At 70.3% G+C, this 23,216-nt stretch carries 23 protein-coding genes and 1 tRNA gene; 19 read left to right on the forward strand and 5 right to left on the reverse strand.

Translation table 11 applies throughout. The features are described 5' to 3' along the window. Nucleotides 1–181: 181 nt before the first annotated feature. The 17 genes from DEU37_RS14785 to der all read left to right on the forward strand — a co-directional run bounded on the left by DEU37_RS14785 (nt 182) and on the right by der (nt 16,838). The gene (locus DEU37_RS14785) at nt 182–340 is read left to right on the forward strand and encodes a hypothetical protein (protein WP_005055189.1); all 159 of its coding nucleotides are present in this window, start codon (nt 182–184) and stop codon (nt 338–340) included. Then, nucleotides 337–1,173 (forward strand): TlyA family RNA methyltransferase, encoded by an 837-nt coding sequence (locus DEU37_RS00460; protein ID WP_121188770.1) that lies wholly within the window; start codon nt 337–339, stop codon nt 1,171–1,173. The genes DEU37_RS14785 and DEU37_RS00460 overlap by 4 nt, the downstream gene beginning before the upstream one ends. Beyond that, the gene (locus DEU37_RS00465; RefSeq protein WP_121188771.1) at nt 1,170–2,126 is read left to right on the forward strand and encodes an NAD kinase; all 957 of its coding nucleotides are present in this window, start codon (nt 1,170–1,172) and stop codon (nt 2,124–2,126) included. Before DEU37_RS00460 ends, DEU37_RS00465 begins: the two co-directional genes overlap by 4 nt. After that, the gene (gene recN / locus DEU37_RS00470) at nt 2,123–3,826 is read left to right on the forward strand and encodes a DNA repair protein RecN (RefSeq protein ID WP_121188772.1); all 1,704 of its coding nucleotides are present in this window, start codon (nt 2,123–2,125) and stop codon (nt 3,824–3,826) included. The genes DEU37_RS00465 and recN overlap by 4 nt, the downstream gene beginning before the upstream one ends. A gap of 6 nt (nt 3,827–3,832) precedes the next feature. Continuing rightward, nucleotides 3,833–5,542 (forward strand): CTP synthase, encoded by a 1,710-nt coding sequence (locus DEU37_RS00475; RefSeq protein ID WP_121188773.1) that lies wholly within the window; start codon nt 3,833–3,835, stop codon nt 5,540–5,542. Then, the gene (locus DEU37_RS00480) at nt 5,535–6,200 is read left to right on the forward strand and encodes an NUDIX hydrolase (protein ID WP_121188774.1); all 666 of its coding nucleotides are present in this window, start codon (nt 5,535–5,537) and stop codon (nt 6,198–6,200) included. Before DEU37_RS00475 ends, DEU37_RS00480 begins: the two co-directional genes overlap by 8 nt. A gap of 37 nt (nt 6,201–6,237) precedes the next feature. Next, complete coding sequence (gene xerD / locus DEU37_RS00485; RefSeq protein ID WP_121188775.1) at nt 6,238–7,164, forward strand: site-specific tyrosine recombinase XerD; 927 nt, start codon at nt 6,238–6,240, stop codon at nt 7,162–7,164. Nucleotides 7,165–7,254: 90 nt separating this feature from the next. Then, nucleotides 7,255–7,893 carry a vitamin K epoxide reductase family protein gene (locus DEU37_RS00490; protein WP_036285177.1) on the forward strand — a complete coding sequence of 213 codons (639 nt, stop codon included), beginning with the start codon at nt 7,255–7,257 and terminating at the stop codon, nt 7,891–7,893. A gap of 73 nt (nt 7,894–7,966) precedes the next feature. Further along, nucleotides 7,967–9,229, forward strand: a complete 1,263-nt coding sequence (locus DEU37_RS00495) for an aminotransferase class V-fold PLP-dependent enzyme (RefSeq protein ID WP_121188776.1) — start codon at nt 7,967–7,969, stop codon at nt 9,227–9,229. A 1-nt stretch (nt 9,230) separates the two neighbouring features. After that, nucleotides 9,231–10,325, forward strand: a complete 1,095-nt coding sequence (locus DEU37_RS00500; protein WP_121188777.1) for a hypothetical protein — start codon at nt 9,231–9,233, stop codon at nt 10,323–10,325. A gap of 138 nt (nt 10,326–10,463) precedes the next feature. Further along, nucleotides 10,464–11,297, forward strand: a complete 834-nt coding sequence (locus DEU37_RS00505; RefSeq protein WP_121188778.1) for a ParA family protein — start codon at nt 10,464–10,466, stop codon at nt 11,295–11,297. Further along, entirely contained in the window at nt 11,281–12,129 is an 849-nt protein-coding gene (locus tag DEU37_RS00510) for a ScpA family protein (protein WP_121188779.1), read from the forward strand. Before DEU37_RS00505 ends, DEU37_RS00510 begins: the two co-directional genes overlap by 17 nt. Continuing rightward, a complete protein-coding gene (gene scpB, locus DEU37_RS00515; protein ID WP_121188780.1) occupies nt 12,119–12,727 on the forward strand; it encodes an SMC-Scp complex subunit ScpB in 609 nt (202 codons plus the stop codon). Before DEU37_RS00510 ends, scpB begins: the two co-directional genes overlap by 11 nt. Next, the gene (locus DEU37_RS00520) at nt 12,724–13,494 is read left to right on the forward strand and encodes a pseudouridine synthase (protein ID WP_121188781.1); all 771 of its coding nucleotides are present in this window, start codon (nt 12,724–12,726) and stop codon (nt 13,492–13,494) included. Before scpB ends, DEU37_RS00520 begins: the two co-directional genes overlap by 4 nt. Before the next feature lie 11 nt (nt 13,495–13,505). Next, on the forward strand, nt 13,506–14,627 hold the full coding sequence (locus DEU37_RS00525; RefSeq protein WP_121188782.1) for a prephenate dehydrogenase: 1,122 nt from the start codon (nt 13,506–13,508) through the stop codon (nt 14,625–14,627). Further along, entirely contained in the window at nt 14,624–15,325 is a 702-nt protein-coding gene (gene cmk / locus DEU37_RS00530) for a (d)CMP kinase (RefSeq protein ID WP_121188783.1), read from the forward strand. The genes DEU37_RS00525 and cmk overlap by 4 nt, the downstream gene beginning before the upstream one ends. Continuing rightward, a complete protein-coding gene (der, locus tag DEU37_RS00535) occupies nt 15,315–16,838 on the forward strand; it encodes a ribosome biogenesis GTPase Der (protein WP_005055156.1) in 1,524 nt (507 codons plus the stop codon). Before cmk ends, der begins: the two co-directional genes overlap by 11 nt. A gap of 524 nt (nt 16,839–17,362) precedes the next feature. Here the strand turns inward: der and DEU37_RS00540 are convergent. Then, nucleotides 17,363–18,097, reverse strand: a complete 735-nt coding sequence (locus tag DEU37_RS00540; RefSeq protein WP_121188784.1) for an anaerobic ribonucleoside-triphosphate reductase activating protein — start codon at nt 18,095–18,097, stop codon at nt 17,363–17,365. Further along, nucleotides 18,067–19,905 (reverse strand): ribonucleoside triphosphate reductase, encoded by a 1,839-nt coding sequence (locus tag DEU37_RS00545; RefSeq protein WP_121188785.1) that lies wholly within the window; start codon nt 19,903–19,905, stop codon nt 18,067–18,069. The genes DEU37_RS00540 and DEU37_RS00545 overlap by 31 nt, the downstream gene beginning before the upstream one ends. A 167-nt stretch (nt 19,906–20,072) precedes the next feature. Here DEU37_RS00545 and DEU37_RS00550 point away from each other — a divergent pair, with 167 nt between their 5' ends. Next, nucleotides 20,073–20,981, forward strand: coding sequence for an NUDIX domain-containing protein (locus DEU37_RS00550; RefSeq protein WP_121188786.1), 909 nt, complete (start codon nt 20,073–20,075; stop codon nt 20,979–20,981). Nucleotides 20,982–20,993: 12 nt separating this feature from the next. On the opposite strand, the gene DEU37_RS00555 is transcribed toward DEU37_RS00550, so the two are convergent. Beyond that, nucleotides 20,994–21,389, reverse strand: coding sequence for an RNA-binding S4 domain-containing protein (locus DEU37_RS00555; RefSeq protein WP_121188787.1), 396 nt, complete (start codon nt 21,387–21,389; stop codon nt 20,994–20,996). A gap of 31 nt (nt 21,390–21,420) precedes the next feature. After that, complete coding sequence (locus DEU37_RS00560) at nt 21,421–21,999, reverse strand: GNAT family N-acetyltransferase (RefSeq protein ID WP_121188788.1); 579 nt, start codon at nt 21,997–21,999, stop codon at nt 21,421–21,423. A gap of 92 nt (nt 22,000–22,091) precedes the next feature. Here DEU37_RS00560 and DEU37_RS00565 point away from each other — a divergent pair. Next, nucleotides 22,092–22,165: transfer RNA gene (locus DEU37_RS00565), tRNA-Pro, on the forward strand. Between the two features lie 340 nt (nt 22,166–22,505). Here the strand turns inward: DEU37_RS00565 and DEU37_RS00570 are convergent. Next, nucleotides 22,506–23,075 (reverse strand): TetR/AcrR family transcriptional regulator, encoded by a 570-nt coding sequence (locus DEU37_RS00570; protein ID WP_121188789.1) that lies wholly within the window; start codon nt 23,073–23,075, stop codon nt 22,506–22,508. Nucleotides 23,076–23,216: the final 141 nt, after the last annotated feature.

A 23,216-nucleotide genomic window follows, 5' to 3' on the forward strand; every position in this document is an offset into this window, starting at 1 on the left:
TGCAGGGGGGACCCTGTGGGAGAGTAGGACACCGCCGGACTTCTTTTCAGGAAATGGCCACCCAACGCTGGGTGGCCATTTCCCGTTAACACGACCCGAAGCATCGCCATGAACGATGCCGGCAGCTTTCGCTGTCGCCGCGGTCGTGTCGGCGTCGGCGACTATCGTGGAGGGTATGTCCATGAACGCCGACGACTCGCACGCTCGCCGCGAGGACCTGCTGTCCGCGCTCGAGGTGATCGAGGAGCAGCCGCTCGCTGAACGTGCGGCCGCCTATGTCGCGTTGCACGACGATCTCGCGCGCCGGCTCGAGTCCGGTCCGCGCGACGGCGCGCAGTGACGGCTCGACTCGACGCGGCGTTGGCCTCTCGCGGGCTGTCCCGGTCGCGCACGCAGGCGGCCCGCGACATCGAGGCGGGTCTGGTCACCGTCGATGGTGTCTACGTGCTCAAGCCGTCGACGCCCGTGTCGGATGACGCTGTGCTCGTCGTCGACGGCGCCGATCACTACGTGAGCCGGGCTGCGCACAAGCTCCTGGCAGCCCTCGACGCCTTCGACGTGGAGGTTGCGGGCCGCGAAGCGCTCGACCTCGGGGCGTCGACGGGCGGTTTCACTCAGGTACTGCGCGAGCGTGGAGCGAGTCGGGTCGTCGCGGTCGACGTCGGCCACGACCAGTTGGCTCCCTCGATCCGAGGCGATGCGGGCGTCTGCGTCGTGGAGGGGTTCAATGTCCGGTACATGACGGCGGCGTCGGTGTCCGACGCGGCCGGCTTTCCCGTCCACCCCGATGTGATCGTTGCGGACTTGTCGTTCATTTCGCTCACGCTGGTGATGCCGGCCATCGCGGCTGTCGCGCGGGCGCACAGCGACATCATCCTGCTGATCAAGCCGCAGTTCGAGGTGGGGCGCACCGGTGTGCGTGAGGGCCTGGTCACGGATGCCGCGGCTCGCGCCGACGCTGCGGCCGGGGTGCTGTGGGCTGCGTGGGATGCGGGGCTGGCGACGGCGGGATTCATCTCTTCGCCCCTCGCCGGCACGCACGGCAATCACGAGTACCTCGTCCACCTGCGCCCGCGCGATCAGCGTCCACCGGCTGATGGTGACGCGCTGGCCTCCCGTGGCAATCCGACAGAATGGCTGAGGACGATCGACGAAGCGACGGGAGCGGTATGACAGATCCGAAAACGCCGCGCTCCATCCTCGTCGTGGCGCACGCGCGCCGCGACGACACGGTGGCAGCGGCTCGGCGCGTGATCGCCGCGCTCATCGCCGCCGATGCTCGTCCGGTGCTCGCGGTGGACGATCCGCAGCTGGTGGATGCGCTGTCGGATCTCGGCCCCCTCGCCGCCCTGGGGACCGACGTCGCGGTCACCGACATCGAGCTGGCGGTGGTGTTGGGTGGCGATGGCACGATTCTGCGCGCCGCCGAGCTCGTGCGCGACGGTGCCGCCCCGATCCTCGGCATCAACATGGGGCACGTCGGCTTCCTCGCCGAGATCGATCCGGACGACATTGACGACGCGATGCGTCGCATCATCGCCTGCGACTATCAGGTCGAGGAGCGGATGACGCTCTCCGTGCGCGTCAAGGATGCGGGCGGAGACGTCATCTACGAGACCTGGGCCCTCAACGAGGCCACCGTCGAGAAGGCGGCGCGGGAGCGGATGATGGAGGTCGTCATGGAGATCGACCGCCGACCGCTGTCGAGTTTCGGTTGCGACGGCGTCGTGATCGCCACCCCGACCGGCTCCACCGCCTACAACTTCTCTGCCGGCGGCCCGGTGATCTGGCCCACTGTCGACGCGATCGCCGTCGTTCCGCTGTCGGCTCACGCGCTGTTCGCGCGCCCGCTGGTGGTGGGACCAGAAGCCACTGTTGCGATCGAGGTGCTCGCGCGCACGGACGGCACGGGAATCATGTGGTGCGACGGCAGACGCTCGCACGACCTGCCGCCCGGGGCTCGCGTCGTCGTCCGCAAGTCCTCGCAGCCCGTGCGCCTTGCGCGCCTGCATCCGGCTCCGTTCACCGACCGGCTGGTGCGGAAGTTCCAGCTGCCGGTGACCGGATGGCGCGGTCCCGATGAGACCTCAGCATCACGGCCGATGGGCGCGGAGGGGCGCGCGTGATCGAGCAGATGACGCTTCGGGACCTCGGTGTCATCGCTCACGCGACGCTTCCGATGGGTCCCGGCTTCACCGCCATCACCGGAGAGACCGGAGCCGGAAAGACGATGGTCGTCACCGGGCTCGGCCTCCTTCTCGGCGCGCGCGCCGACTCGGGCGTCGTCCGCGCCGGCGCGGCCCAGGCGGCCGTCGAGGGCGTGTGGCTGGTCCCCGAGTCGGGCGCCGTGGCTGACCGCGTGGCGGATGCCGGGGGAGAGGTCGAACCGATCGGTGACGGGCGCGCCGAGCTGTACCTGGGCCGCACGGTCACCGCGGAGGGACGCAGCCGCGCGAGCGTCGGCGGTCGCGCCGCGCCCGCGGGCGTGCTCGCCGATCTCGCCGAGCAGCTCGTCGTCGTCCACGGCCAGTCCGACCAGCTCCGGTTGCGTTCGGGCGGAGCCCAGCGCGATGCGCTCGACCGCTTCGGCGCCGCGGAGATCGCGCCGGTCCTGGAGCAGTACCGGCAGGCCTACGCCGCGCAGCGTGAGCTCGCCGCCCAGATCGCGGAGATCACCGGCAACGCCGAGGCGCGCGCTGCCGAAGCCGAACAGCTGCGTGCTGCTCTTGCCGAGATTGAGCAGGTCGATCCGCAGCCGGGCGAAGACGTCGAGCTCGCCCAACGTGCCGAACGACTGTCGAACGTCGAGGAACTGCGCCAGGCGGCCGCCATCGCCCACGATGCGCTGTCGGGAGGCGGTGACGTCCCCGATGTGGGACTGCTCGTCGCCGAGGCCCGTCGCGCGCTGGAGAGGGTGGTCCGCGCCGACACCGTGCTGGCCGCCCACGCAGCGATCCTCGACGACATCTCGTATCGGGTCGCTGATCTCGCCACCGAGCTGAGCGCGTACCTGGCGGATCTGGACGATGCCGGCCCCCACGAACTCGCCGCGGTCGAGGAGCGCCGGGCCGCCGTGACGAGCATCGTGCGTGCCCACGGCAGCCTGGAAGCCGCACTCGAGCTGGCTCGATCGGGCGCCTTCCGTCTCGCCGAGCTCGACGACGACGGAGAGCGCATCGCGCGTCTGCGCGGCGACGAGCGCGACGCCGCGGCCGTCCTGGACGCGGCCGCCGAACGACTCACGGCCGCTCGTCGCGCGGCGGCGGAGCGGCTCGCGACCGCCGTCACCGAGGAGCTGCACGCGCTCGCGCTGCCCGACGCGCGCGTCGTCGTCGCCGTCGAGGAGGGCGGGGCGTCGGCGTCCGGCCGGGACGAGGTGACGATTCTGCTGGCGCCGCATCCGGGCGCCGAGCCCCGCCCGGTCGCCAAGAGTGCGTCCGGGGGCGAGCTCAGCCGCGTCATGCTCGCGATCGAGGTGGTCATCGCGGGCACCGGCGGCGTGCCCACCTTCGTGTTCGACGAAGTGGATGCCGGGATCGGCGGCGCCGCCGCGATCGAGGTGGGTCGCCGCCTGGCACGCCTCGCGGAGACGAGTCAGGTGATCGTCGTCACCCATCTCGCCCAGGTGGCGGCCTTCGCCTCGAACCACCTCAGCGTGGTCAAAGCCGGCGACGGCTCGGTCACCGCCTCGAGCGTGCGCGCGCTCACCGGCGCCGACCGCGAGGCCGAGATGGCGCGACTGCTGTCGGGGCTGGCCGATTCGACGACCGCACTCGAGCACGCCCGGGAGCTTCTGAGCCTCGGCCACTCCGGACTGATAGGATGAAAGCCCGTGACGGACACTCATTCAGCAGGTAAGACGGCGGGCAAGACTTCAAGCGACACCACCAAGCACATCTTCGTGACGGGCGGTGTCGTTTCGTCTTTGGGGAAGGGCCTGACCGCCGCGTCTCTGGGCAATCTGCTGACGGCGCGCGGACTGCGCGTGGTGATGCAGAAGCTCGACCCGTACCTGAACGTCGACCCGGGCACGATGAACCCGTTCCAGCACGGCGAGGTGTTCGTCACCGACGACGGTGCGGAGACCGACCTCGACATCGGGCACTACGAGCGCTTTCTCGACATCGAGCTGAGCCAGGCCGCCAACGTGACCACGGGACAGATCTACTCCCAGGTGATCGCGCGCGAGCGCCGCGGCGAATACCTCGGCGACACGGTGCAGGTCATCCCGCACATCACCGACGAGATCAAGCGCCGCATGCGCCTGCAGGCCGACGAGACGCCCAAGCCCGACGTGATCATCACCGAGATCGGCGGCACCGTCGGCGACATCGAGTCGCAGCCGTTCATCGAATCGGCGCGTCAGATCCGCCATGAGCTCGGACGCAAGAACGTGTTCTTCGTACACGTTTCGCTCGTGCCGTTCATGGGCGCGTCGGGCGAGCAGAAGACCAAGCCCACCCAGCACTCCGTGGCGGCCCTGCGTTCGATCGGCATCCAGCCCGACGCTCTCGTGCTGCGCAGCGACCGCCCCGTCACCGAGTCGAACAAGCGCAAGATCGCGCTGATGTGCGACGTGGACGAGGATGCCGTGGTCAACGCGATCGACGTGCCCTCCATCTACGACATTCCCACGATGCTCAACGAGCAGGGCCTCGACAGCTACATCGTCGATGCGCTCGGTCTCGGCGCCAAGGCGGCCGAGGTCGACTGGACGCGCTGGAGCAAGGTCCTCAACGCCGTGCACAACCCCAAGCACGAGGTGACGATCGGTCTCGTCGGCAAGTACATCGACCTGCCCGACGCCTACCTGTCGGTCACCGAGGCGCTCAAGGCCGGTGGTTTCGCGCAGGAGACCAAGGTGCAGGTCCAGTGGATCGCCTCCGACCTCTGCGAGACGCCCGAGGGCGCGGAGAAGGCGCTCGGCGCGCTCGACGGCATCGTCGTTCCCGGTGGCTTCGGCATCCGCGGCATCGAGGGAAAGCTCGGCGCCCTGCGCTTCGCCCGCGAGCAGGGCATCCCGACCCTCGGCATCTGCCTGGGACTGCAGTGCATGGTCATCGAGTACGCGCGCAACGTCGCCGGCATCGAGGGAGCCTCCTCCAGCGAGTTCGATCCCGACACCACGCACCCGGTGATCGCGACGATGGCCGAGCAGGTCGACATCATCGACCACGGCGACATGGGCGGCACGATGCGGCTCGGGCTCTACGAGGCCGAACTGGCCGCGGGGTCGCTGGCGGCCGAGGTGTACGGCGCCGAGCGCGCCAGCGAGCGTCACCGCCACCGCTACGAGGTCAACAACCGTTACCGCGATCGGATCGCCGACGCCGGCATGTGGTTCTCGGGTCTGTCGCCCGACCACGGGCTCGTCGAGTACGTCGAGCTGCCGCGCGACGTGCACCCGTACTACATCGCCACGCAGGCACACCCCGAGCTGCGTTCGCGGCCGACCGAGGCGAACCCTCTGTTCCGCGGGCTCATCGCCGCGGCACTGGACCGGCACCGCTCGAGCGAGCTCTTCGAGGTCGAGGGTGACTGACCCGACGGCGGCGGGGCCACTGACCGACGAGGCGGTCGAGGTCGAGGTCGTCCGCAGCGAGACGCCGTTCGTCGGACGGGTGTGGAACATCCGTCGCGACGAGCTCGCCTACAACGGGGCGTCCATCGTCCGGGAGTACATGGATCACACCGGCGCGGTGGCGGTGTTCGCGCTCGATGAGAAAGATCGGGTGCTGCTCATCAAGCAGTACCGCCACCCGGTGCGGCTGCGTGACTGGGAGATCCCGGCGGGGTTGCTCGACATCGGCGGTGAGTCGCCGCTCGTGGCGGCTCAGCGCGAGCTGGCCGAAGAAGCGGACCTCGTCGCGGCATCCTGGCACGTGCTGGGGGAGTTCATGACCTCGCCCGGCGGCAGCGACGAGACGATCCGCATCTACCTCGCACGCGAGCTGCGCCCGGCGGAGGAGACGTTCGCCCGGGAGGCGGAAGAAGCCGACATCGAGGTGCGGTGGGTGCCGCTGGACGAGGTCGTCGACGCCGTGCTCGCGCGCCGTGTGCAGAATCCGTCACTGGTCGTCGGGGCGCTCGCCGCCCACGCGTCCCGCGCGCGGGACTGGGCGACGCTGGCTCCGGGCGACGCCCCCTGGCCGCGGCGGTCACGGAGCATCGGCGAGGACGGATCCGGCCACGCGCGGTGACGGGCATCGGTGAGCGTGCGTCGGAGCGGATGATGCGGTGAAGCTCGAGCGTGCGATCGACGCGTATCTGCGTCACATCACGATCGAGCGCGGCCTTTCGGAGCACACGGTCGCGGCCTACCGGCGCGACCTCGGAGGCTATGGCGAGTGGCTCGTCGCCGCCGGTGTCGAGGACACATCCGACATCACCCCGGCTGTCGTCGCGCAGTTCGCCGCCGAGCGCGCCGCCGCCGATCCGCCGCCGGCGGCGACGTCTCTGGCGCGGTTGCAATCGTCGGTGCGCGGCTTGCACCGCTTCCTCGTGCGGGAGGGGATCGAGCTCTCCGACGCGAGCGATCACCTGACCCCGCCGAAGACGCCCCAACGCCTTCCGAAAGCGTTGACGATCGATCAGATCGCGGCGCTTCTGGATGCCGCCGGCCCCGCACCCGGGGCCGCGACCGAGACCGATGTGATCCGCCTTCGCGACCGCGCTCTGCTCGAACTGCTCTACGCCACCGGCGCGCGCGTCTCGGAGCTGATGCAGCTCGACGTCGACGACATCGCGGGCGACACCGAACTGCTGCGCGTGCGCGGAAAGGGGCAGAAGGAGCGCATCGTCCCGGTCGGCTCGTACGCCCGCGCCGCCGTCGACGCCTATCTGGCCCGCTCTCGCCCGGAGCTCTCACGTCGCGGGCGCGCGACCCCGCGCCTGTTCCTCGGCGCGCGGGGGGCGCCGCTGTCGCGCCAGGGCGCGTGGCTGATCATCCAGGCGGCGGCCGAGCGCGCCGGCCTGCAGGCGCACGTGTCGCCGCACACCTTCCGGCACTCGTTCGCGACGCACCTCCTCCAGGGTGGGGCCGATGTGCGCGTCGTACAGGAGCTGCTCGGTCACGCCTCCGTCGCGACGACGCAGATCTACACGCACGTGACCGTCGACGCCCTGCGTGACGTGTACCTCACGTCGCACCCGCGGGCGCGCTGACTCGCCCACGGCCGCAATCGGGCCATGTCGGCGGGATAAATCCGGCGCATCCAGACCGCACGGCGACCCGCGGCGAGAGACGATGGCGCCATGATCGTTGCGCCTTCTCCCCTCGCGACCGCTCCCGCGGCGCCTCGCCTCCACCGTCCGCGGCGGGGCCTGGCGATCTGGTGGATCGTCGCCGGAGCACTCGGCGGTATCGTCGCGTTCCTGCTGTACCTCGAGTACATCGGCCAGTTGACGGGCGGGACGCCGCTCATCAGCTGCAGCATCAGCCCGATCGTGACGTGCGGCCCGAACCTGCTGTCACCGGGGGGCAACCTGCTGGGATTCAGCAACGCGATCATCGGCATCATGCTGTTCTTCGGGCCCATCTACGCGGGCGTCTCGGCACTGGCCGCCCCCGCGGGGCTGCGCACCTGGTTCTGGCGGGTGTATGCGATCTTCGTCGCGGGCGCGTTCGTGTTCGTGCACGTGCTCGCGTACCGCAGCGTCTTCGAGTACGGGTCGCTCTGCCCCTGGTGCATGGTGATCTGGCTCGTGACGATCCCGCTGTTCTGGACGGTGCTGGGCTGGACTCTCGCCGACGGCGTCTGGGGCGGCGCGGACGTCGCGCGGCGCATCGGCGCCGTCGTGCTGTCGTGGCTGCCTCTGGTCGTCGTGCTGGACTACCTCGTGATCGCGGTGGCGGCCCAGCTGCGGCTGGACGTCATCGGCAGCCTCATCTGAGCCTCGGCGGCGTCCGGATCTTTCACGGCCGGAGCGCCGCCGCGGGAAGGGGAGGTCCGACCACAATGGCGGCATGGATGCCGCGCGCCGCCCGACCCGACGAGGGCTCTTCGGTCGGCGCGCCGAGGAAGCGCCCGTCATCCGCGTTGCCGAGGCGAGGTCCGCGAACCGTCCGGGTTTCGACTATCTGGCCAGCGACGAGGCCTACCTCGACTCCGCCTGCCAGACGCTGCGACCCCAGCCCGTGATCGACGCCGTCCAGGACTACTACCTGCACCTCTACGCCTGCGGCGGGCGTGTGCGCTATGACGCGGGGCGGCGGGTGGATGCCGAGGTGGCACGGGTGCGAGAACGGGCGCTCGCCGCCCTGGGACTGTCACCTCGCCACTACTCGTGCGCCTTCACGCTGAACACCACCTACGGACTCAACCTGCTCCTGTCGGCGCTGGCGCCCGGGCGCTTCGCCCGCATCGTCACCACCGTCACCGAGCACAACGCGGTGTTCCTCTCGACGATCGCGGCCGCGCGGCGTGCCGGCATCCCTCGCGTCGTCGTGGAGCGGGACGACGATGCACGCGTGCTCGTCGATGCGGAGACGATGCGCGACGCGGTCGTGGTCGTGTCGGCGATGGACAACGTGATCGGTGCGGTGACGCCGGACCTCCGCGAACTCATCACCAGCGTGCACCGCGTCGGCGGCATCGTGATCGTCGACGCCGCGCAGGCGGCCGGTCACGCCCTGGAGTCTCTGCGCGGTCTCGACGCCGACGCGATCTGCTTCTCAGCGCACAAGATGTACGGACCGTCGCTCGGCGTCGTCGTCGCCACCCGTGAGCTGCTGCTCTCGCTCGAGCCCGTCATGGTCGGCGGCGGCCAAGTGAGTGCCGTGACCGCCGACGACTTCGCACTGCTGCCCGATCCGCACACCCGGCTCGAACCGGGGCTGCAGGCATGGGCGGAGATCATCGGCTTCGGCGCCGCCCTGGAGTGGATCGGCGCTTTTCGCAGCGGCGCGGGAGAGACGCTCGCCGCCCACGAGGCGCGACTCGGTGCCCGGTTGCACGCGGGGCTCGCCGCGCTCCCGCGCCTGCAGATGATCGGTGACGCGTCGCCCGTGATCTCGGTGCTGCCCGAGCGCGTCGACGGGCACCGGCTCGCCGCCTTCCTCGCGCACGGCGGCATCGCCGTCCGCAGCGGCGCGTTCTGCGCGCACTACTGGACTCTGGAGCGACGCGGCCTCGGCCCGCTCGTGCGCTTCAGCGTCGGCGCGCACAACACCGACGCCGACATCGACCGCACCCTCGAGGTCATGACCGCGATGATGAAGGGACTGTGACGTGGTCTGCATCGTCGCGTTCTTCGTCGTGCTCGTGCTCTCTGCCGTATCGGCGAAGTATCGCAAGCTCCTCGGGAAGGCGTGGGGGTGCGCGTGGCGCCGGGTGACGCTGCGACCGTGCGACACGACCTTCCGCGACGACGTCAAGAACTCGCTCCTGGCGCCCCTGGCGGTGCGCGCGCCCCGCCTCGTACGGCCGGCCAGCATCGCGATCGAGGTCATCGCCTGGCTCATGGTGCTGAGCCTCATCGTCAGCCTCTATCTCGTCGGGCGCAGCGGCCTGAACCTCCTCGTCTACGGCACGTGCGACAAGCAGAACGCGCAGGCCTGCTCCCTCGCCGCGCAGGCGTGCTCGATCGACGCCATCCAGCCCGGGTTCTGGGAGTCGATCGGAGAGGGCGACGTGCTCGGCGCCTTCGGCCGCGAGTTCGCGTCGGTGGGCGACACGATCGCGACGGTCCCCGGTCGACTGCGCACCTGGGATGCCGCGGACTTCGCCCCCGCCGATGCCACCTACCTCGGCGGGTACACCGCCGGACGTCCCACGGCGCTGGAGGTGCTCGATCCCGGCTGCCACTACTGCGCGCAGCTGTTCCGCAACATGCGCGAGGCCGGCTTCGATCAGACGCACAACGTGACCTACCTCGCCTATCCGATCCGCGCCGGCGTCGGCGACAAGTTCGCCAACTCGCAGCTGATCGCCACCTACCTCACCGCGATCCGTGCGTTCGAGGCCGAACGCGCGCCGGCCGGCTCGACGAACGCCGCCGCCGAGACCGGTGACTGGTTCATCCTCGAGCAGCTGTTCACGACGCAGGCGGCTGACGGCACCACGACCCAGGAGTGGATGAACCGTGCGAGCGCCGCCGATGCCACCCTGCGTCTGCAGCAGTGGCTGAGCGACGACGGCTACACCGCGGACGACATCGCGCGGATCGTCGAGCTCACCGGGTCACCGGAGGTCGCGGCATCCCTCCAGCATGCGCGCACTGTCGTCGAGAACGAGATCCGCACCGTGTCGATCCCGTCGTTGATCGGCGGCGGGCGGCTGCACGCCGGACTCGTGGACGTCGACACCCTGCGGGGCCTCGGCTGAGCCGCCGCCACCCTGTGCGAGAATCGAGGGGCACGGCGGCGCAGGTCCGCCAGGCCCTGGGAAGGGCATCAGCGAGCAGGAGTGTCGGTGGCGGATAAGACGCGGGGGACGAAGAAGGCCCTCTCGGAGGACGTTCCGATGGGACCCACCGGTCGGCCTTATCACGGCTTCGCGACCCCGCCGACGCTGTCCGCGCACGGCCCCGCGCGCATCATCGCCCTCTGCAACCAGAAGGGCGGCGTCGGCAAGACGACCACCACCATCAACCTCGCCGCCTCGCTCGCCCAGTACGGGCGCCGCGTGCTCGCGATCGACTTCGATCCGCAGGGCGCCCTGTCGGCGGGCCTCGGCATCCAGACCCACGACATCCCGACGATCTACGACCTGCTGCTGGACACCAAGCGCGACCCGCACGAGACGATCGTGCACACCTCGGTGGACGGGTTGGATGTCATCCCGGCCAACATCGACCTGTCGGCGGCGGAGGTGCACCTCGTCAACGAGGTCGCCCGCGAGACGATCCTCGCGCGCGTGCTGCGCAAGGTTGCGGGGGAGTACGACGTCATCCTCATCGACTGCCAGCCGTCGCTGGGACTGCTCACGGTCAACGCCCTCACGGCGAGCCACGGTGTGCTCATCCCGCTGGAGTGCGAGTTCTTCGCCCTGCGCGGCGTCGCGCTGCTCATCGAGACGATCGACAAGGTGCGCGACCGGCTCAACCCGGCGATCGAGCTGGACGGTGTGCTCGCGACGATGTACGACCCGCGGACGCTCCACTCGCGCGAGGTGCTCGAGCGGGTCGTGGAAGCGTTCGGCGACGACGTCCTGGAGACGGTGATCGGGCGCACGGTGAAGTTCCCGGACGCGTCGGTGTCGGGCGTTCCCATCACCACGTTCGCCCCGGAGCACGCCGCCGCCCAGGCCTACCTGCGCCTCGCGCGGGAGCTGGTGGCTCGTGGCGCCGTCGCCTGAGGACCCCGAGGTCATCACCGCCGAGACTCCGACCGCCCCGGAGGGCGAGCCGGCCGGGTTCCGGGTCTCGCTGGGCAACTTCGACGGTCCGTTCGATCTGCTGCTGACGCTGCTCGGCAAGCACGAGTTGGACATCACCGAGATCTCGCTCAGCAAAGTCACCGACGAGTTCATCTCGTACCTGAAGGGCCTCGAATCCGACGACGAGCTCGACCAGGCATCCGAGTTCCTCGTCGTCGCCGCGACCCTGCTGGACATGAAGGTCGCGGGCCTGCTGCCGCAGGGTGAGCTGGTGGATGCCGAGTCCGTCGCCCTGCTGGAGGCGCGCGACCTGCTGTTCGCGCGGCTGCTGCAGTATCGGGCGTTCAAAGAGGTGTCGGCCTGGTTCGAACGGAGCCTGCGTCGCGAAGACCGGCGGCACGTGCGTGCGGTGCGCCTCGACGAGAAGTACCGTCGTGCCGTTCCGGAGCTCGTCTGGACGCTGTCCAAGGAGGATTTTGCGGCCCTCGCGATGCTCGCCTTCGCACCGAAGGAGATCCCGCACGTCGGACTCGACCACCTCCACGCGCCGCTCGTGTCCATCCGCGAGCAGGCCGCGATCGTCGTGACGCTGCTGCGCGACGCGGGAACCCTCAACTTCCGGGAGCTCGTCGCCGGGGTCGCACAGACCGGCGTCGTCGTCGCCCGCTTCCTCGCGGTGCTCGAGCTCTACCGCCACGCCGCCCTCTCGTTCGAGCAGCTCGAGCCGCTCGGCGAGCTCACCCTGCGTTGGACCGCCGAGCGGTGGTCCGAAGAGAACCTCGCCACCTTGGGAGCCGACTATGACCACTGAGATCGACACCGACGACGCCCCACCGGTGCGCTCGCAGGAGCCCGCCGATGTCGCCCGCCGCATCGAGGCCATTCTGCTGATCGTCGACGAGCCGCAGAGCCTCGTCGCCCTCGCCGCCGCCGTCGGCGCCCCGGTGCCGACCGTGCGTCAGGCCGTCGAGGGACTCGTCGCCGACTACGACGGCGAGACGGGCGGTCCTCGCCGCGGCTTCGAGCTTCGCGAGGTGGGCGGCGGCTGGCGGCTCTACGTGCGCGATGAGCACGACGACCTCATCGCCGAGTATGTCGGCGGACAGGCCCCGTCGCGCCTGTCGCAGGCGGCGCTGGAGACACTCGCGGTGATCGCGTACAAGCAGCCGGTGACCCGCAGCCAGGTCGCCTCGATCCGCGCCGTGAACGTCGACTCGGTGGTGCGCACGCTGCTTGCGCGCGGTCTCATCACCGAGCTGTTCACCGACCCCGAGACCGGAGCGATCAACTACGGCACGACCGATGCGCTGCTGGTGAACCTGGGCATCAACTCCCTCGACGAGCTGCCGCACATCTCGCCGCTGCTCGACGACGGCTCCGACGGTTTCGACGCGGAGGTGCTGCGATGACGAACACAGCGGATGCCGAGGGCGTGCGCCTGCAGAAGGTGCTCGCCAATGCGGGGGTGGCCTCACGCCGCGTCTGCGAGCAGTACATCGTCGAGGGTCGCATCCGTGTCAACGGCCACGTGGTCACCGAGCTCGGGCGCCGCATCGACCCGGCATCCGACCTCGTCGACGTGGACGGCACGGCGATCCAGCTCGACACCACCAAGCGCTACGTCATGCTCAACAAGCCGACCGGCGTCGTCTCGTCGATGAAGGACGAGCAGGGCCGTCCCGACCTGCGCCGTTTCACGAAGGAGTGGGACGAGCGGCTCTACAACGTCGGCCGGCTGGATGCCGAGACCTCGGGGCTGCTCGTGCTGACCAACGACGGCGAGCTCGCCCATGTGCTGGCCCACCCCTCCTTCGGCGTCACCAAGGTCTACATCGCGAAGGTCACCGGTCGCGTGACGGCCCAGACGATCGCGCAGCTGACCGCGGGCGTCGACCTGGAGGACGGACCCATCGCCGCCGACAAGGCGCGCCTGCTCGACACCTCCGGCGACACCTCTCTGGTGGAGCTCACGTTGCACTCCGGGCGCAACCGCATCGTGCGGCGCATGATGGCAGCCGTCGGCCACCCCGTCGTCGACCTCGTGCGACGTCAGTTCGGGCCGCTCCACCTGGGAACCCTCCCGGCGGGGCGGGCCCGCGAGTTGACTACAGTGGAACGCGGCGCACTGCTCACCGTGGCGCGCCAGGCGGCGCCCACGCCGCCCGGGGACAGCTGAGGCGGAGAACAGTGACCGAACAGGCCGTTGCCGATCTGCGCACCCGCGCGGCCCGCACCTCCGGCACGGTCCGGATCGTCGGTGCCGGGCTGCTCGGTGCCAGCATCGGCCATGCGTTGCGCGCGCTCGGCGTCGACGTCGCGCTCGCCGACGCATCGCCCGCCCAGTTGCGCCTGGCGATCGACTACGGTGCCGGTCGCGCTGCGCATGACGACGACCGTCCGCTGCTGGTCGTCGTCGCGGTGCCTCCGGACGTGACGGCCGACGTCGTCGCGCGGGAGCTGGCCGCCTTCCCGGATGCCGTCGTCACCGATGTCGCCAGCGTCAAGCTCGACCCCCTGCACGAGCTGCGGGGCCGCGGCGTCGACCTCACCCACTACATCGGCTCGCACCCGATGGCCGGCCGCGAGCGCGGCGGGGCCATCTCGGCGCGCGCGGACATCTTCGTGGGTCGTCCGTGGGTCGTGTGCCGTGATGTCGAGACCCCGGCATCCGATCTCGCCCTCGTCGAGGGTCTCGCCCTCGACCTCGGTGCGACGCCCATCGAGATGACGCCCGAAGAGCACGACCGCGCCGTCGCGCTCGTGTCGCACGTGCCGCAGCTGGTGGCATCGCTGCTCGCTGGACGGTTCATCGACGCTCCCGACGGCTCGTTGCGTCTGGCCGGTCAAGGCGTGCGCGACACGACGCGCATCGCCGCCTCGGCGCCCGAGCTGTGGGTGCAGATCCTCGGCGCGAACGCGGCCCCGGTCGTCGACGTGCTCGACGCGCTCTCCGACGATCTGCGCGCCGTCGCCGACGCGTTGCGCGCCCCCGACGCTCCCGGTGCACGGCGTGCCGTCGCCGACACGATCCGGCGTGGCAACGACGGCGTGGAGCGTCTTCCCGGCAAGCACGGGCAGAACCGCCGGTACGAGAGCCTCGTCGTCATGGTCGACGACACGCCGGGTCAGCTCGGCCGCCTGTTCGGCGAGCTCGGCGAGCTCGGCGTCAACGTCGAGGACCTGCGCCTGGAGCACTCGCCCGGCGCACAGTTCGGCCTGGCCGAGATCAGCGTCGACCCGACGATCGTCCGTCATGCCGAGGACGGCCTGACCGCGCGCGGCTGGAAGATCGCGAGTCTGCCCTCATGACCGTCACGATCGCCATCGACGGGCCCGCCGGCTCGGGCAAGTCCAGCGTCTCCAAGCAGGTCGCACGCGCCCTCGGCTACGGCTACCTCGACACCGGCGCCGCCTACCGCGCGCTCGCGTGGCACGTGCTGGCGCGGGGCACCGGTGCCGCGTCGGACACGGCGGACGAGGCGGTCGTGGTGGCTGCGGCATCCGACTTCCCCTACGCCATCTCGCTCGACCCCGACGACTACTGGGTGCGGGTGGGGCAGGCCGACGTGACCGCCGCCATTCGTGAGCCGCGGGTGACCGCCGCCGTCAGCGGTGTCGCCCGCGTTCCCGCCGTCCGCGCGCAGGTCAACGAGTTGTTCCGCCGGCTCGTCCGCGACTCGGGCCGGCCCGGTGTCGTCGTGGAAGGCCGCGACATCACGACCGTGGTCGCCCCCGATGCGGCGGTGCGGATCCTCCTCACCGCCGCACCCGAGGTGCGCGCCGCCCGGCGCAGCGCCGAGCTGTCCGGTGAGGATGCCGATGCCGTCGCCGCGGCACTTCACCGTCGGGACGCCGCCGACAGCACCGTCGTCGACTTCCTCACCGCCGCCGACGGCGTCACGGTCGTCGATTCGACCGAACTCGATTTCGCTCAGACCGTGGAGGCCGTCCTCGACGTGATCTCTGCGACTGACCCCACCCCACAGGAGAACCACGATGGCCGCTGAAGACGAGTACGAGGCCGGTCCCGACCAGATCGAGGAGAAGCTCGCGAACCTCGACGAGGAACTCGCGGAACAGCGGGCGGCGGCGCTGCGCGCCTCGCTCGCCGACTACGACCTGGACGATGAGGACGACGACCTGCTCGCGGGCTTCACCGCCGGCGGCGAAGTCGTCGAGATGCTGCCCGCGCTGCCCGTCGTCGCGATCGTCGGACGGCCGAACGTCGGCAAGTCGGCGCTCGTGAACCGCATCCTCGGACGCCGCGAAGCGGTCGTCGAGGACACCCCGGGCGTGACGCGGGACCGCGTCACCTACAAGGCCGAGTGGATGGACCGCCGTTTCTCGCTCGTCGACACCGGCGGGTGGGAGCCCGACGCCCGCGGCATCGACCGCTCCGTCGCCGCGCAGGCAGAGGTCGCCATCGACCTCTGCGACGTCGTGCTGTTCGTCGTCGACGCCATGGTCGGCGCCACGGCGACCGACGAGGCCGTCGTGAAGCTGCTGCGCACGACCAAGAAGCCCGTCTTCCTCGTTGCCAACAAGATCGACGATGCCCGCCAGGAGCCCGAGGCCGCGGCGCTGTGGAACCTGGGCCTCGGCGAGCCGCACCCCGTGTCGGCCATCCACGGTCGCGGAGTCGCCGACCTGCTCGACGAGGTCATGAAGGTGCTGCCCGAGGTCTCGGCCGTCGCCAAGGGCGAGCTCGGGGGCCCGCGTCGCGTCGCGATCCTCGGCCGCCCCAACGTCGGCAAGTCGTCACTGCTGAACAAGGCCGCCGGTGAGGAGCGCGTCGTCGTCAACGAGCTCGCCGGCACGACGCGCGACCCGGTGGACGAGATCGTCGAGCTCGGCGGCAAGCTGTGGCGCTTCGTCGACACCGCCGGCATCCGCCGCCGCGTGCACCTGCAGCAGGGGGCCGACTTCTACGCGTCGCTGCGCACCTCCGCCGCGCTCGAGAAGGCCGAAGTGGCCGTCGTCGTGCTCGATGTCTCGCAGTCGATCAGCGTGCAGGACCTCAACATCATCGACTTGGTGCTCGAGTCGGGCCGCGCGCTCGTGCTCGCCTTCAACAAGTGGGACCGCCTGAACGACGACGACATGGAGAACTCCGACCGGCGCCGCTACCTCGAGCGCGAGATCGAGCAGGACCTCGCGCACGTCGCGTGGGCTCCGCGTGTGAACATCTCCGCGCGCACCGGCCGTCACCTCGACAAGCTCGTCCCGGCGTTGGAGACGGCGCTGGAGTCGTGGGATCAGCGCATTCCGACCGGGAAGTTCAACGCCTTCCTCGCCGAGCTCATCGCCGAGCACCCGCATCCGCTGCGCGGCGGCAAGCAGCCGCGCATCCTGTTCGGCACGCAGGCGGGCACACGTCCGCCGACGTTCGTGCTGTTCACGACCGGATTCCTCGACCCGGGCTACCGCCGGTTCATCCAGCGGCGCCTGCGCGAGATCTTCGGTTTCGAGGGCACGCCGATCGTCGTCAACATGCGGGTGCGCGAGCGTCGCCAGCGCTGATCGCGCTGGCGCCGTGGCTGGCCGTCTGTGGTGCCGGAGCGGGCTGTGGCGGCGGTGCGCCGCTGACCGAACTGCAAGGCCTCTGCGCCGACACGCGGTGTGATGCGCGGATGCCGCGGCGTGTCGCCCCGCATCCCTTGCAGTTCGGGCGGGTGGGCGGCCGGGCCGCGCGCCGAGCGGGCTCGGTCGAGCCGGCTGGTCTGTCGGCTCGCGGGGGTTGGTCACGCCAGGTGCTTCGTCCCGGTCGTCGAGCGAACGGCGCCGGCCGGTGTCACCCGAACTGCAAGGCCTCAGCGCCGACACGCGGTGTGGTGCACGGATGCCGCGGCGTGTCGCCACGCATCCCTTGCACTTCGGGTGGGTGGGCGGCCGGGCGGAGGGCTTGCAGTTCGGGCGGATGGCACTGCCACTGCCCGGGCGCGCCGGCGCGCGCCCGGGCCCGGCCAGCGCGACGGCGCCGCGCGCGCTCGCCCCGGTCCCGGTCGTTGAGCGAGCGGCGCAGCCGCGAGTCGAAACGCGCCCCGTCAGCGGACGACCAGCGACCGGAACCGTTCCACCGGCAGGTCGTCTAAGCGGAGCGCCGGTGCCTCGGCATCCGTCGCGCGGGGAAGCGGCTGGCGCGTGCCCGTCTCACGGAACCGTTGCACGGCCCACGTGTCCACGCCCGCGTCGGCCAGACGGCATCCGAGCTCGCGGAGCCCCGCGTCGTCGAACGCGGCCGGGTGCACGGTGGTGCGCACCTCGTAGTCGAGCGGGTGATCCGACCCCGCGCGCAGCAGCCGGTTGCCGAGCACGAGCTCCAACGATCGCCACGCGTGCATGCCGCTGGGCGCGCGCCCGGTGACGGTGGCGTAGTCGTCGGGCGCGGCTTTGATGTCCAGTCCCACCCAGTCGACGTAGGGGAGCGCGCGGGCGAGCAGCCCCGGGTAGGCGCCCGCGGTGTGCAGGCCCACGCGGAAGCCGAGCGTGCGCACCATCTGCATCGCCGGGACCAGCGCGTGCTGCAGTGTGGGCTCGCCGCCGGAAAACACGACGCCGTCGAGCAGCCCCATCCGGTCGCACAGCAGGTCGGTGACGTCGGCCCACGACACCGCGCCCTCGGCCCGCGGATCGATGAGCGCCGGATTGTGGCAGTAGAAGCAGTTCCACGGGCAGCCCTGCAGGAAGACCGTCGCGGTCATCATGTCAGGCCAGTCCACGGTCGAGAACGGCGTGACCCCCGCGATGTTCAGTTCACAGGCTGCAGCGGTGCGGACCATGTCGCCTCCTCGGCGGGAAGAGCAGCGGAGAAGTACTCTCGCTCCTCAGCTTCGCCCTTCTTGCCGACGTTGAAACTGGCGATCGGCCGGAAGTAACCCATCACGCGGGTCCACACTTCGCACTCCGCGCCGCAGTCGGGGCACTGCTCGTGGTGGCCGGACCGGTAGCCGTGGCGGGGGCAGATCGAGAAAGTGGGCGTGACCGTGATGTACGGCAGTCGGAACCGCGACAGCGAGCGGCGGACGAGTTCGCGGCAGGCCTCGGCGGACGGCATCGCTTCGCCCATGTAGAGGTGCAGCACCGTTCCGCCGGTGTACTTCGCCTGCAGCGGCTCCTGCATCTGCATCGCCAGGAAGGGATCGCTCGTGTACCCCACCGGCAGCTGCGACGAGTTCGTGTAGTACGGGTTGTCGGCGGTGCCGGCGTGGCGGATGCCGGGAAGTCGCGCGATGTCCTCCTTTGCGAACCGGTAGGTCGTTCCTTCGGCGGGCGTCGCCTCGAGGTTGAACATGTGCCCCGTCTGTTCCTGGAACTCGACCATGCGTTCGCGGACGTGGTCGAGCAGGCGCGTCGCCAGGTTCATGCCGTGCGCGGTGGTGATGTCGTCGCTATCGCGCGTGAAGTTGCGGACGTACTCATTGAGGCCGTTGACGCCGATCGTCGAGAAGTGGTTGTCGAGCGTGCCGAGGTAGCGCTGCGTGTACGGGAAGAGACCGCCGTCGAGGTGGTGGGCGATGATGGCGCGTTTGGCGACGAGGCTGTCGCGGGCGATGTCGAGCAGTTCGTCGAGGCGGGCGATGACGGCATCCTCATCACCGGAGTGCACGAACCCGAGGCGTGCGCAGTTGATGGTCACGACGCCGATCGACCCGGTCTGCTCGGCCGAGCCGAACAGCCCGTTGCCACGCTTGAGTAGTTCGGTGAGGTCGAGCTGCAGGCGGCAGCACATCGAGCGGATCATGTGCGGGTCGAGGTCGGAGGTCACGAAGTTCTGGAAGTAGGGCAGGCCGTACTTCGCGGTCATCGTGAAGAGGGCGTCGGTGTTGGGGCCGTGCCAGTCGAAGTCCTTCGTGATGTTGTAGGTCGGGATGGGAAACGTGAAGGCGCGCCCGTCCTGGTCGCCGCCCGTCATCACGTCGATGAAGGCGCGGTTGATCACGGCCATCTCCTCGGCCAGGTCGCCGTACGCGAACGCCTGCACCTGACCGCCGACGAGGGGGTGCTGATCGGCGAGGTCGTCGGGGCAGACCCAGTCGAAGGTGAGGTTGGTGAACGGGGTCTGCGTGCCCCAGCGCGAGGGGACGTTGAGGTTGAAGATGAACTCCTGCATCGCCTGGCGCACCTCGTCGTAGGTCAGGTCGTCGATGCGCACGTAGGGGGCGAGGTAGGTGTCGAACGAGCTGAACGCCTGCGCGCCGGCCCACTCGTTCTGCAGTGTGCCCAGGAAGTTGACGAGCTGGCCGAGCGCGCTGGAGAAGTGGCGGGGAGGTGCAGAGGCGATCCTTCCGGGCACCCCGTTGAAGCCCTGTTCGAGAACCATCCGCAGTGACCATCCGGCGCAGTAGCCGGCGAAGACGTCGAGGTCGTGGATGTGCAGGTCGCCCTCGCGGTGGGCCGTCCCGGCGGCGGGGGCGTAGACCTCGTCGAGCCAGTAGTTGGCGACCAGCTTTCCGGCGGAGTTGAGGATCATGCCGCCCAGCGAGTAGCCCTGGTTGGCGTTCGCGTTGATGCGCCAGTCGGAGCGGGCGAGATACTCGTCGATCGTGGCGCGGGCCGAGACGACGGTGTCGCTGGGGGAGGAGGACATGGGGATCCTGCTTTCGATATCTGGTGGTGCGGACTTGGTCTGACCACAATATGTGGGGTTCGCGGGGGCTGTCGCGCCCAGATGTGGGCGTGTCGAAGAGTCATGTGCCGTGCAAAATCTCGTCACGCGGAGGCGGTGGGGCGCCGCGGGTGTGAAAGGCTGAGCGGGTGACGATCGTGCCGTCTGCTCCCGGCGAGCCGCGCCGCCCCGACGGGCCGCGCGACCCCGGTGACGCGTGGGTCATCGCCGGTGACGGCACGCGGTACTGGGGGCGGTTCGGGGCGGCGGGTCTGCTCGCGGTCGATCCCGAGCGCGGGGTCTTGCTGCAGCATCGGGTCGCCTGGAGCCACTTCGGCGACACCTGGGGGCTGCCGGGCGGTGCGCGGCACGAAGGTGAGTCGGCGTGCGACGGGGCGCTGCGTGAGTCGGCGGAGGAAGCCGGGGTTCCTGCCTCGGCCGTCCGGCCGCGGCTGATCAGCGTGTACGACGTGGGCGTGTGGACGTACGCGACGGTGGTCGCCGACGTCGTCGAGCCTTTCGCGCCGGTGATCAGCGATCCCGAGAGCCGCGAGCTTGCGTGGGTGCCGGTGGATGCCGTGGACGCGTACCCCTTGCACCCGGGGTTCGCCGCCTCGTGGCCGATGCTGCGCGGTCTGCTCGATGTGCGCCCGGCCGTGGTCGTGGATGCCGCGAACGTGGTGGGCTCCGTGCCCGACGGCTGGTGGAAGGATCGGGCGGGGGCGACGGGGCGACTCCTCGAAAGGTTGCGTCCGCTGGTGGAGCAGGGGATGGATGCCGCGCGGCTGGAGCTGCCGGGGGACGTCTGGTTCCCCGAGGTGCGCGTCGTGGTGGAGGGTCAGGCGCGTGCCGTCGATGACGTTCCCGGCATCGCGGTGGTGCGTGCGGCCGGAGAGGGCGACGACGCGATCCTCGCCGAGGCGGCAGCGCTCGCCGCGGCGGGACGGTCGGTCGTCGTGGTGACGAGCGACCGGGAGCTGCGCGAGCGCGTGGCCTCGCATGGCGCCGTCAGTCGGGGGCCGTCGTGGCTGGACGCCGCCGGACCGGGCTCTGCGTGACGCGCGCGGCGGTCAGGAGCCGCTCTCGTCGCCGAGGCCGCTGAGTGCGTCGCGCCCGCGGAGGCGATCGATCTCGCGGCGTTCGCGCTTGGTGGGGCGACCGGCGCCGCGGTCGCGGACGGCGAGCTGGGCGACGGGCTCGCGCGGCGGTGTGCGGTCTTCGGCGGCGAGCGCCGCGACGGGCGCCCCGACGCGCTTGGTGAGCAGCTGACGCACCACGAGGATGCGGTCGAATCCCGCGATCCGCACGCGCAACTCGTCTCCGACGCGCACGGCTTGCGCGGCTTTGGCCTTCTCGCAGCCGATCCGGACGTGGCCGGCGCGGCAGGCGGTCGTGGCGGCGGAGCGGGTCTTGTAGACGCGGACCGCCCAGAGCCACGAGTCGACACGGACGGACGGTTCGCTCACCTGTTGATTCTGCCGTGTCGAAGCCGCGGCGTCACGCCACCGTCAGCGAGACGATGGGGCGCGCCGGTTTCGGGCGGGCGACTTCGACGAACCCGGCATCCACGAAGCTCGAGAGGGCACCGTGGAAGAGGTCGTTGGACGAGGTCTTGCCGACGGCGGTGTCGAGCGGGTAGCCCTCGATGACGCGAGCACCGTGCGCACGCGCGTGGTCGACGGCCGCGTCGAGCAGGCGTTTAGCGAGGCCGTCGCCGCGGAACTCGCGGCGGACGACGAAGCATGTGATGGCCCAGACGGAGGCGTCGTCGAAGGGCTCCGGCGATTGCTGAAAGGCGCGGGTCGCGGAGAGGCGGGGCTGCGCCGGGCGCGGCGACACCTTGACCCATCCGGCCGCCTCGCCGTCGACGTAGGCGATGAGCGCGGAGGCGGGCGTGTCGGCGAGGTCGCCTCGCAGCAGCTCGCGCCGTTCGGTCGACGTCGTGGGCGAGAAGTCCTTGTTGCGCAGCATCCACCACTGGCACCAGCAGGAGGCGCCGTCGCCTCCGCCGGTGAGGGCATGCTCCACATCGGCGAAGCGATCGGCGGATGCCGGAACGATCTCGATCTGGCTCATGACCAGACCGTACTCCCCGCCACCGACACGCGTTCGCGAGCACTCCGGGAAACCGGTAGGATAGGGGAGTTGTCCGCGAGCGGGCAGCAGACCGGGATGTGGCGCAGCTTGGTAGCGCACTTGACTGGGGGTCAAGGGGTCGCAGGTTCAAATCCTGTCATCCCGACGGTCTGAAGCCCTGATGAGAAGTTCTTCTCGTCAGGGCTTCGTCGTTGGTGGCGGAGGGGCCAGGTAAGAGAGGGTGCAGGCAAGAGCCGTCCGGGAAGACGGGTCGACCCCCCACGTACGCGCGGAAGAGCTGGCCACACGCGTCGTGCGGATGGCTCCCAGCGATCGCGCGCCCGGAGGGCTCGATCGGTTCGACAGATCGGTAAGGGGTGACATCGCGCGCGGCCAGGACGCGGCCTCGTCGGTCGGCCGCGGCTCCGTGACGCGTCCCTCCCCACGCAGTGCGTCCTCGCGCGCAGCTCACGTGTTGTGTCCTCGATAGCCCGGCGAGGGTCCGTTCACCGCAGAAAGCGCGTGGCCATCTCGCTCAGCTCTGACGGCGTCGGTGTTCGCCCCTCGATGAGCACGGCGTACAGCAGCGGTCCGACGAGCTCGGCGGTACGTGCGGAGCCGTTCGTGCTCTCCGCGCGCGGATCTGTCGCCCGTGTTCTCTCGAGGATGACGTGTGCGGCCGTACCGAGAACGTCGGTGCCCTTCAGCAGTTCGGCGACGGCGCGGTCGTGCTGAGCCTCGCCGAGCAACGCTCGATACGCGAGTCCGGCATCCGATGTCGTCAGAAAGGCCGTGAGTGCGGCGAGGAACGCAGTGATCTCCACGGCGGGATCCGCGTGGGCCGGCACATCGAGTTCGCGAGCGGCGTCGCCCGCGCTGGCCTCGAGCAGGATCTCCGCTTTCGACGACCACCAGCGGTACACGGTCTGGCGTCCGACCTTCGCCCGTTCCGCGATGCCCTTCATCGTCATGGCCGCATAGCCCACGTCGACGAGCATGTCGTCGACCGCGCGGAGCACGGCGGAGCGCGCACTCTCGCTCCGTGGGCGTCCTGCGCTGCGCGGAATGTCGGTCATGCTCCGACTCTACCCTTTTCGAGACTTGCTGATCCGAAATTCGCGCGCTAGCTGTGCTGCCCAGGGACGTTGGTTGAGGTGTGACGCGATAGACGGGTGAGGACCTCCCGGTCGAGAGTGGAGCTGTCTAGTTCCCGCACT

Origin of the sequence: Microbacterium sp. AG790 (assembly GCF_003634765.1) — a bacterium.
GTDB lineage: Bacteria > Actinomycetota > Actinomycetes > Actinomycetales > Microbacteriaceae > Microbacterium.